The organism is Holdemanella sp. DFI.5.55 (genome assembly GCF_020593575.1).
In the GTDB taxonomy this organism is placed as follows: domain Bacteria; phylum Bacillota_I; class Bacilli_A; order Erysipelotrichales; family Erysipelotrichaceae; genus Holdemanella; species Holdemanella hominis.
The window spans coordinates 37,262-47,473 of the sequence record NZ_JAJDMK010000011.1 but is presented as its reverse complement, the minus strand read 5'-3'; the positions used below and the strand labels follow the sequence as shown (position 1 = coordinate 47,473).

At 33.8% G+C, this 10,212-nt stretch carries 10 protein-coding genes and 3 tRNA genes; 11 read left to right on the top strand and 2 right to left on the bottom strand.

The features are described from left to right. The first annotated feature begins 58 nt into the window (after window positions 1-58). From LJE08_RS04275 to LJE08_RS04265, 3 genes are all read left to right on the top strand, one after another. A tRNA-Gly gene (locus LJE08_RS04275) sits at window positions 59-132 on the top strand. Between the two features lie 16 nt (window positions 133-148). Continuing rightward, a tRNA-Asp gene (locus LJE08_RS04270) sits at window positions 149-224 on the top strand. 78 nt (window positions 225-302) lie between these two features. Beyond that, window positions 303-1,157 (top strand): DUF1848 domain-containing protein, encoded by an 855-nt coding sequence (locus tag LJE08_RS04265; protein ID WP_227402492.1) that lies wholly within the window; start codon window positions 303-305, stop codon window positions 1,155-1,157. An 8-nt stretch (window positions 1,158-1,165) separates the two neighbouring features. Here LJE08_RS04265 and traF read toward each other — a convergent pair whose 3' ends face one another. Then, entirely contained in the window at window positions 1,166-1,735 is a 570-nt protein-coding gene (traF, locus tag LJE08_RS04260; RefSeq protein ID WP_186998825.1) for a conjugal transfer protein TraF, read from the bottom strand. 71 nt (window positions 1,736-1,806) lie between these two features. Then, window positions 1,807-1,883, bottom strand: a tRNA-His gene (locus tag LJE08_RS04255). Window positions 1,884-1,987: 104 nt separating this feature from the next. Here LJE08_RS04255 and radC point away from each other — a divergent pair. The 8 genes from radC to LJE08_RS04215 are packed head-to-tail and all read left to right on the top strand — an operon-like array spanning window position 1,988 to window position 10,169. Then, on the top strand, window positions 1,988-2,662 hold the full coding sequence (gene radC, locus LJE08_RS04250; protein WP_117925046.1) for a DNA repair protein RadC: 675 nt from the start codon (window positions 1,988-1,990) through the stop codon (window positions 2,660-2,662). 47 nt (window positions 2,663-2,709) lie between these two features. Next, window positions 2,710-3,546 carry a rod shape-determining protein MreC gene (mreC, locus tag LJE08_RS04245; protein ID WP_117925048.1) on the top strand — a complete coding sequence of 279 codons (837 nt, stop codon included), beginning with the start codon at window positions 2,710-2,712 and terminating at the stop codon, window positions 3,544-3,546. Then, entirely contained in the window at window positions 3,543-4,109 is a 567-nt protein-coding gene (locus tag LJE08_RS04240) for a hypothetical protein (RefSeq protein WP_186998827.1), read from the top strand. Before mreC ends, LJE08_RS04240 begins: the two co-directional genes overlap by 4 nt. Window positions 4,110-4,168: 59 nt before the next feature. Continuing rightward, window positions 4,169-6,745, top strand: coding sequence for a DNA polymerase I (gene polA / locus LJE08_RS04235; protein WP_227402491.1), 2,577 nt, complete (start codon window positions 4,169-4,171; stop codon window positions 6,743-6,745). Next, window positions 6,745-7,566 (top strand): DNA-formamidopyrimidine glycosylase, encoded by an 822-nt coding sequence (gene mutM, locus LJE08_RS04230; protein WP_227402490.1) that lies wholly within the window; start codon window positions 6,745-6,747, stop codon window positions 7,564-7,566. The genes polA and mutM overlap by 1 nt, the downstream gene beginning before the upstream one ends. Then, window positions 7,539-8,144, top strand: a complete 606-nt coding sequence (gene coaE, locus LJE08_RS04225) for a dephospho-CoA kinase (RefSeq protein ID WP_117925056.1) — start codon at window positions 7,539-7,541, stop codon at window positions 8,142-8,144. The genes mutM and coaE overlap by 28 nt, the downstream gene beginning before the upstream one ends. Then, window positions 8,134-9,267: a DnaD domain protein gene (locus LJE08_RS04220; protein ID WP_117925058.1), complete on the top strand. Its 1,134-nt coding sequence runs from the start codon at window positions 8,134-8,136 to the stop codon at window positions 9,265-9,267. Before coaE ends, LJE08_RS04220 begins: the two co-directional genes overlap by 11 nt. After that, window positions 9,267-10,169, top strand: coding sequence for an ATP-binding protein (locus tag LJE08_RS04215; RefSeq protein WP_227402489.1), 903 nt, complete (start codon window positions 9,267-9,269; stop codon window positions 10,167-10,169). The genes LJE08_RS04220 and LJE08_RS04215 overlap by 1 nt, the downstream gene beginning before the upstream one ends. The last annotated feature ends 43 nt before the right edge of the window (window positions 10,170-10,212 follow it).

Genomic DNA, 10,212 nt, shown 5'->3' with positions numbered 1-10,212 from the left:
ATGCCTCCCTGTCACGGAGGAGATCGTGGGTTCGAGTCCCATCTGGACCGCCATTCATGCAGATGTAGTTCAATGGTAGAACACAGCCTTGCCAAGGCTGATACGGGGGTTCAATTCCCCTCATCTGCTCCATTTAAAATTAAATATTGGTCCAGTGGTGTAGTGGTTAACATGCCTCCCTGTCACGGAGGAGATCGTGGGTTCGAGTCCCATCTGGACCGCCATTTAGAAATTTAAGTCATCTTAGGATGATTTTTTTTCTTTATATTGACTATTATTTTGTTTCTTAGTTTAATAAAACTATGATTATTAATGCGAGTGGAAGAACAGATATTGTAGCATATTATATGGATTGGTTTGTGAACCGATGGAATGAAGGATATTTTGATGTAAGAAACCCTTTTAATCCAAAACTTGTCAGTCGTATCTTTGTATCTGATGTAGATATGATTGTATTTTGTACAAAAAATCCATTGCCATTGTTAGATGCGATTCATTTATTTCCTGTGCCCATTCAACTACAAGTCACTATCACCGGATACTTTAAAGATATAGAGCCTAATGTTCCAGATAAGAAACAAGTCATTGAATGCATTAAAAAGCTATCATCCTATTTAGGCAAAGAAAATGTATGTGTGCGATATGATCCAATCCTTTTGAATTCCAAATATAATGTTAATTATCATATTCGTGCCTTTAATAAATTATGTAAAATGTTAAAAGGATATGTATCTAAAGTGATTGTCTCTTTTGTGGATGATTATAAAAATGTTCGAAATAATCATTTGGATTATCATGAACCCTTTAATGAGGAATATCTTAAATTAAAAGAAGCTTTTGAAAAGAATGATATAAAAGTTGTGAGTTGCATGGAAAATAAATATCATATTGGTGATGAAAACGATTGTTGCGTCAGCATTAAATATGCCTTTGAAAGAACTGGCAAGCTCTTTAAAGAGTGGAAGGCAAGAGACTGCCATTGCGTAAATATGGTGGATATAGGAGCTTATAATTCTTGTTTACATGGCTGCAAATATTGTTACGCCAATTTTGATTCGAAACAAATTGCGTCAAACTATAAGATGCATGATATAAATTCTAGTTTGTTGATTGGACATTTGAGCTTGGATGATCAAATCAAGATACGTAAAAAATAAGAGTGAAGCTATTTTGCTTCACCCATTAATTTTGTATAGATTTGTGTTAATTCTTTTTTTTCGTCATCTGTCATTTTTCTTTCGGTCGCATCATGACTTTCTAATGTTCCTTCATGTCCATCAATGGCTTTTCCATTCTTTACAACCAACACTAGAGGAACATATAAGGTTAGAATACCTTCATCGTTATTTGACATATAATCTTGGATATATGGTTCAATAATCGCTTTTTGCTCATCTGTATAAAGACGATTCTTTTCTTCGTCTCTTACTTTTACATATTGGATGTCGATTCCATTGTCTTTTGCGACTTTCTTTAAAATGGGTTTAGCTTCTTTGCACCAAGGACAACTTGAAAATTCGAAATATAAAACACCCGATTTTTCTTGCGTGAAATATTGAATGGCTTCATCAAAGCTGATTTCATTGAATGTTGTCTTTGTATCATCTTTTGAATTACACGTTTCTTCTTCGCTTGTGACATCACAAGCTTTTTTTGAAGATGAAGCTGTGTATTTTGTCTGCGATTGACAGGCACATAGCGTTAAGCTTAAAAGAATCAATAATAATTTTTTCATGTCCCTAATATACAAACAATTCAAAAAAAGTAAAGAAAAAGCTCCGATTTCTCGAAGCTTAAAAATCTTAGTGGGGCGGCTGACGCGATTCGAACGCGCGAGTGACGGAGCCACAATCCGCTGTGTTAACCAACTTCACCACAACCGCCATGTTTGCTTGACGCTTAAATAATATACCATGTGATTCTGTACTTTGCAAGTAAAAAAACAAAATAAATTAAAAAAAGTGTATTTTTTTTCGTATAAGAGTATATGAAGGTAAAAGAGATGGAAGTGGAACAGCGCCCACGAGAAAAAGCGCTACGCTATGGCTTAGAATCCTTGAGCGATTTAGAGTTGGTTGCCTTGATTCTTCAAAGCGGGAATAAAAATCGTTCTGTATTCGAAATTGCATCCGATGTATTGAAAGAAAGTGAAGGTTTATCAAAATTAATGTCAATGCATGTAAATACACTGATGCAGATTCAAGGAATACGAGAAGTTAAAGCTTTACAGCTTCTGGCAAGTGTGGAACTCAGTAAACGTGTCATTAGATCAAAGGTGTATCATGCCTCCATTATGAGACCTGAAGATGTGATTGAATGGTTTGAATTTGAGTATGGCTCTATGCCACAAGAATGTTTTATTGCTCTGTATTTAGATACAAAAAGTAAACTCATTTCTCATCGCGTTTTGTTTAAGGGAACGTTGAATGAAAGTGTAGTACATCCTAGAGAAGTGTTTAAAGAGGCTTTTCTTCAAAACGCAAACTCCGTTTTACTTGCCCATAATCATCCTTCTGGTGATTGTACACCATCCAAAGCAGATTTTGAGGTAACCTATAAAATGGTTCATGTCGCAATGACAATGGGAGTGAATTTAATTGATCATATTATTGTAGGACAAAATCAATATTATTCATTTAAAGAGCATAAATATCTCGATTGAAAGAAGGAGGCTTTATCGCTATAATATAAGTTAGTTTGGGGGATATTATGCGTAAATTTACTCGAATTCAAAAAAGATTACTTACGACAATTGTCGTTTTATGTATACTAGCATGTGCAATGTTTGGCTTAAGACAAAACTCCATCACGAATATTGGATATAGTGCATGGACATACTTAAAATATGGATTAATTCAATATCCGTTGTCTTCAATCGGAAATGCAGTTAATGATTTTGCGAATCTTTGGCATGCTTATGATGATAATGAATATTTGTCAAAACAATTGGCAGAACAAAAGAATTATCAGACGGCATATGAAGATGAAAGAAATAAAAATAAACAACTTGAAGGGTTGCTTGAAATGAAAGGCGGATTTGGAGATGCTAAAACAATTAGTGTATCTGTTTTAGAACGTTCAAGTGATTCGTGGTTGCAGACAGTGACAATTTCAGCTGGCAAAAAACAAGGGGTAGAAAAGAATATGCTTGTGGCAACAAGTGATGGTGCCATTGGCTTGGTAGAAAGTGTTCAAACAATGACGAGCACTGTACAATTGTTGACAAGCCAGCATTTAAGTAATGATATTGCGATAAAGATGTCTTTGGAAGATGGTACAAGTGTAGAAGGTGTTTTACAATCGTATGATACAGAAAAAAAGGCATATCGAGTATCTTTGTTTGACAATGATGCGATTGTCACAAAAGGACAAAAAGTTGCGACAAGTGGTAAAGGTGGAAACTATCCGAGTGGAATTTTGATAGGTGAAGTAAAAGATGTATCTTTAAATGATGACTCCATTATTTCAACTGTCTATGTATCACCTGTATCCAATATGAAAAGTTTTGACTATTGTCTTGTGATTGGAAAAGAGGAGAGTAAATGATAAATAAGGAACGTTATTCATTTATTTTCTTAGCCATTTTAGCGATGTTAGATCAATTGATTGCTTCTTTGTTTGGCGTTGATTTTACATATTCCTCACTATCTTTAGTTAGCCATCTATGTTTTTGTGGATGTCTATTAGTAGTGTTTCATGAAAGAAGTTTAAATCGGTTTCTATATGCTTGTTTATGTGGCCTTTGTGTGGGAATGTTTTTTACTTCAGACTGGCTTGTTAAGATGCTTTTGTTTGGCTTGTTTGGCTGGGCTATTGGCTTTTTTCAAGAAGCGATGGATCAAGATCACTGGGTACAATTCGGTATTGTATTCCTAATGATGTTTGCGAATGATTTAATTTGTTTTTTTGGCGCAAAGATCTTCGGATATCTCACAATGAGCTTTGTGAAATGGTTTATTCACATTGAAGCTTTGACTTTGATTTTTAATGGTGTGGCTATATTCGTGTTGATCTATATTATTACAGTATTCATGCGATATGCGACAATCAAAGATATTCGATTTAAGCGGATGGAAAAGTTGAAAATGCAAAATATTCGAAGGAAATGAGTCAGGGATTCGTTTCCTTCTTTTCATATATGTTAAAATAGAAGAAAAGAGGTACGCGTATGAAAAAACTATTATTATTAGATGGAAACTCCATGCTATTTCGTGCATATTATGCAACGTTATATACACATAGAATGACTACATCCAATGGCATTCCAACCAATGCGGTTTATGGCTTTGTGATGATGTTGAACAAGGCAATTGATATTATTGAACCAGATAAGATTTTAGTGGCTTGGGATGCAGGAAAACCTACGTTTAGGCACAAACAATTTGAAGCGTATAAAGGAACACGAAAACCATTGGATGAAGAATTGATTGTACAATTTCCAATTGTTAGAGAATACTTGGATGCGGCTGGAATCAAACGTTATGAACAAGAAGGCTATGAAGCTGATGACATTATTGGAAGTATGGCCAAATGCTGCAAAGATGTTCAAACTACAATTCTGACTAGTGATCGTGATTTATTACAGTTGATTGATTCAAGTACACATGTTCTTTTGATGAAAAAGGGCTTAAGTGAAATGGATCTAATGGACGAACAAAATTTAATGGATACGTATGGAATTACTCCAAGTCAAGTTATTGATATGAAAGGATTAATGGGTGATACAGCCGATAATATTCCAGGCGTAACCGGTGTTGGTGAAAAGACAGCCTTGCGTTTATTGAATCAATATTCCACTGTAAAAAATGTTTATGCTCATATTGATGAGGTAAAAGGGAAATTAAAAGAAAAGCTAGAAAAAGATAAAGATAATGCCTTCATGTCTTTAGAATTGGCTACTATTTATACAAAGATGGAATTGCCATTTGAATTATGCGATTGTGAGTTTACAGGAATTCAAGATAATGTGAATGCATTCTATGAGAAATATGAAATGCGATCATTGGTAAATCGTACTAAACAGACTAAAGAGGAAAAATGGCCTTTAAAAGAAGTGGACCATTTTGAATTTGAAAATATGGATGACGTTATGGTTATGCCAGTATGTACTCAAGAGCCTTATTTAGATCAAAAATTGTATGGTTTTATGATTCCAAAAGATAAAACTGTTTATTATATTTCAGTAGAAAACGCATTAGAGGATACAAATTTTAAAACATTGTTGGAAACAAAAGAAATGAGTACATGGGATACAAAGGAAATGATGCATCTATTAGATCGCTATGGATTTAAATGGAATACTTTTAGTAATGACTTGCATATTGCTGGATTCTTATTGAATTCTACCGCAACAGATAGTGATGCAGTCTTAGAAGCACTTCAAATTCACCTTCCAGAATCTTTCCATGATGTATCTAAGAAGACAAAAGAGTCTCCTGCTTATAGTTTGGAAAGAGAAAAGGCAATCTATCATAGCTTGACTCAGCAACTATATGAAAAAAAGGATAAGCTTCGTGCTTCTTTAAAAGAAGAAAATGTATTGTCTTTATATGAAGATATTGAAATGCCATTAACACATGTCTTGTTTTCAATGGAACAAGAAGGTATTTCGATTCAAGAAAGTTTTTTAGATGAGTATGGAGCTTCATTAAACGAGAAATTGGGTGCTCTTGCTCAAAAAATCTACTCACATGCAGGTATGATTTTTAATATCAATTCACCAAAACAATTGGCGAATGTCTTATTTGATGAGTTGAATTTAAGTTCAGGTGGAAAAAAACGTTCAACATCCGCAGATGTATTAGAGAAGCTTCGTGGAAAACATCCAATCATTGATGATATTCTTGAGTATCGAAAAATTGCGAAGGTATCCAGTACATATATTGATGGCTTGAAAAAACATATTCGTTCGGATCAAAAGATTCATACTTCTTTTAATCAGACAATGACACAAACTGGAAGACTTTCAAGTAGTGAACCAAACTTACAAAATATTAGTATTCGAGATGAGTTAGGTAAAGAAATTCGTAAGGCGTTTGTCGCCGAAGATGGCTATCACTTATTGTCTGCTGATTATTCGCAGATTGAATTAAGAATGTTGGCACATATGGCCAATGAGGATCACATGATAAAAGCGTTTAATGAGGGTTTGGATATTCATACAAAAACGGCAACTTTAATTTTTGGGTGTTCACCAGAAGAGGTAGATGAACATAAAAGAAGAATTGCCAAGACAGTTAACTTTGGTATTGTATATGGACAAACTGAATTTGGTTTATCTTCACAATTAAATATCACACGAAAAGAAGCGGGTGAATTTATGAAGATGTACTTTGAAAGTTATCCTCAGATTCACGAATATATGAATCAATTGATTGATTTCTGTAAAGAACATGGATATGTCGAAACATTATTCCACAGAAGAAGAGAGATTCCTGAAATCAACGATAAGAATTTTATGACACGAGAATTCGGTAAGCGAGCTGCCATGAATGCACCAATTCAAGGTAGTGCAGCCGATTTGATCAAGATTGCGATGTTGAAAATGGATCAAGCTTTAAAGGATGCTAATGTAAAATCAAAAATGCTTCTTCAAATCCATGATGAATTGATTTTCTTGGTGCCAGATGAAGAATTGGACTTGATGCAAAAACTTGTTAAAGAAACAATGGAAAGTGCAATGGAATTAAAGGTTCCATTAAAGGCAAGTATTAGTGTTGGAAAGTCATGGTATGAGGCAAAATAATGCCGGAAGCACCAGAAGTACAAACCGTATTAAGTACGTTGGAAACACAAATTAAAGATGTTTCAATTGAAGATGTATTGATATATTATCCTAAGATTGTTGATAATGTAGAAGTAGAAACTTTTAAAAATCAATTAATTGGGCAAACATTCCATTCATTTAATCGACTTGGAAAATATTTGATTTTTGGTCTGGATGACTATGATCTAGTTGTTCACTTAAGAATGGAAGGTAAATTTTATCTTTATAATATGCTTTGTGAGAATAAACATATTCATATAGTATTTAAATTAAATAGTGGAACCTATATGTCGTATCATGATACAAGAAAATTTGGAAGAATGTATTTGTATTCTAAAAAAGAAGATATTCATGCATATCCTTGTTTTAAAAATGTTGGATATGATTATATGGATGAAAGAGTGAATGGAATGTATTTCTATACCTGTGTTCATTCGTTAAAACGAAATTTGAAGTCCTGCCTGTTAGATCAATCGATTATGGCAGGTGTTGGAAATATTTATGCGGATGAGATATGTTTTGCCTCAGGATTAGATCCAAGAAGCCGTGCCTCAAAGCTTTCAAAGAAAGATTGTGAGAAAATAGTTTTTCAGACAAAGCGAATCTTGCAGGGAGCTACACGTTTTGGCGGAACAACCATTCGTTCTTATACCTCAAGTTTAGGGGTAACGGGACGTTTTCAACTCTATTTGAATGTACATGATCAAACACAATGTAAAGTGTGTCATCATGCTATTAAAAAATTAACTGTATCACAAAGGGGGACTTATCTATGTCCAAATTGTCAAAAAAGAAAGTAATAGGAATCACTGGATCTATGGGTTCAGGAAAGAGTGAGATTTCTCGATATTTAAGAAAAAAATATCCTGTTTTAGATTGCGATCAGGTTAATGCGGATTTATTAAAAAAGGGAAATTTGGGTTATCAGAAATTAAATGATTTGCGTATTGTTGAATTGGATTCAAATGGACAAATCATTAAGGAAAGTTTAGCTTCATATATGTTTTCTAAGGCAGAACATAGAAAACAAGTGGAAGCCATCTTGCATCCTTTGATTTTTGAACAGATGCATAAATGGATTTATGAACAAGAGAGTTCGATTGTCTTTGTGGAAATGCCAATTTTATTTGAGATTTCTGCACAAGATCATTTTGACTCAATATGGTGCGTTGTGGCTGATTTAGATGTAGCCTTATCGCGCCTACAAACCTATCGCAATTTTACTAGGGAACAAGCTTTGGCAAGACTTGTATCACAGATGAATCCGGAAGAGAAGATGGCAAAAAGTGATATTGTACTGCAAAATAATGGTACGGTAGAACAGTTGCATAAACAAATAGAAGAAGCATTAAAAGAGGAGAAGGTACATGGCGATTGAAGTGCGTTGCATAGAACATTTATCTGTTGAACAAAGACAATCTTTGCATTTGTTGTATGGTCCTTTGATGGGGAAAAGTTCAATTTGTCTATATGAATTTTTAGGTTCTATTCAAAATTCTGTTGAATTAGAAGACGTATATTTACTGTTGAATATAAATGCTTCACAATTTGATAAGGCACGAAATTATTTAGAGCAATATCATTTAATTGAAACCTATGTTCATGAAGATGACATGTTGATTTTATTGTATGCTCCATTATTACCAGATAAATTTTTATGTCACGATACGTATTCAAGATTGTATTTGGCAAGTGTAGGATCGAAGTGTTTTGATAAAATAAAGGCAATGCTTCATAAAGATAAGACGATTTCTTCTGTATATACCAAGGTAGAAAGTTCTTTGGATGTTTCAATTTTAGATTCGTGGAACGAATCTAAAGAGATTGCGTACGAAAAGGTGAAACCGACAATCAACCAAAAATATAATTTTGATTTTGCAACACTCTTCAAAGGGATGGATCGTGTTTTTCCGGTGCGTTATCGAACTAATGAAAATTTAGATCGTATTGCACAGATGGCCCAAATATATGGAATTGATGCCAAAGATATGCGTAGATACGTGCAAAGAAGTATTAATCCTTCAACACATGTATTTGATTTGGACAAATTAAAAGAGATGGTTATGCGTAATCGTAAGGTTATGGAAACAAGTAAAGATCCATATCAGATGCCACCTGTTAAATTTTTGCAGAATAAACAAAATGGTATTCCTGTTGTGAAATCGGATCAGGCATTGATTGAACGTTTATGCACACAATTCCAGCTTTCAGTTGAAGTTGTGAATACTTTGATTGAATATACTTTACATCAAACACATCAACAATTTTCTCGAAATTACGTTGAAAAAGTTGCGGCAAGCTGGGTTCGCCTGGGCGTGGATTCTAGGAAGAAAGCATTGGAAATTATCAACCAAGCGCCAACAGAAAATAAAAGAGAGAAAAAAGAAGAAAAGGTTGTACTTGATGAGAAGTTCTATACGCAAAAGGAAGAAAAATCAGATACGCAAATCCAACAGGAGATGTTAGAACTTCAAAAGATGTTGAAAGAAGGTAAGTTGTAGTGAATTTAAATATTAAACTTTCAGAAGAGCAAATGATGGAAAGACAAAAGAATATTGCTCGTTTAAAAGAGAATGAATGGATTCAAATATTTCTTGAACAGAATCATTTAGATGCATCTTTTGTAGAAGAAAATAGTGGCGTTTTGTTGCAGTGGATCAAGAGTGTGAGCGTATGTAGAAACTGTAAAGGATTGGATTATTGTGTACAGAAGATTCGTGGTAAAGCTACAAAATTAAAAATTGACGATTCTGGTTTCTTGAATGAATATTATGCTTCTTGTCAGTATGAACAAAAAAGAGATCAGCAATTGGCTCATCAAAGTAAATTTCGCTTCTCTCATATGTCTTTAAATGATTATTTAATCGATTTAAATGATGCCTGCTTTTTAAGTGCTGTCAAAGAAAAAGATTATATGACAGCTTATACCCAAAGTGTGAGTAGTATACCACTAAATCAAGGTGTGTATTTATATGGAAATCCAGGGACTGGAAAGTCTTATTTAATGAAAGGAATCTGTAATTACTATGCCAAAAATAATAAGAGTGTTTCTTTTGTACAGGTTCCATTATTAATTCAGGAATTGAAACAGTTTATGACAGATAATGAATATCGTCAAAGAGTGATGAACCATTTACGCTACAGTGATGTTTTGGTTTTAGATGATATTGGAGCTGAAAGTATTACGCAATGGACGCGAGATGAAATCTTACTTCCTGTTTTAGATGAGCGTATGAATAAAGGAATGAAAACATACTTTACATCAAATTATTCAATGGAAGAATTAGAACAGCAGTATCGTCTTGTGAATAAACCGAATAATACAATTGCGAGTCTAAGAATTCTAGAAAGAATTCGTACTTTGTCCAAACCTGTTGAATTATCCGGAAAATCACGTCGTTAGTTAATAATTTCACTTTTCAAATTAGGCGTTATGGAGTAGAATA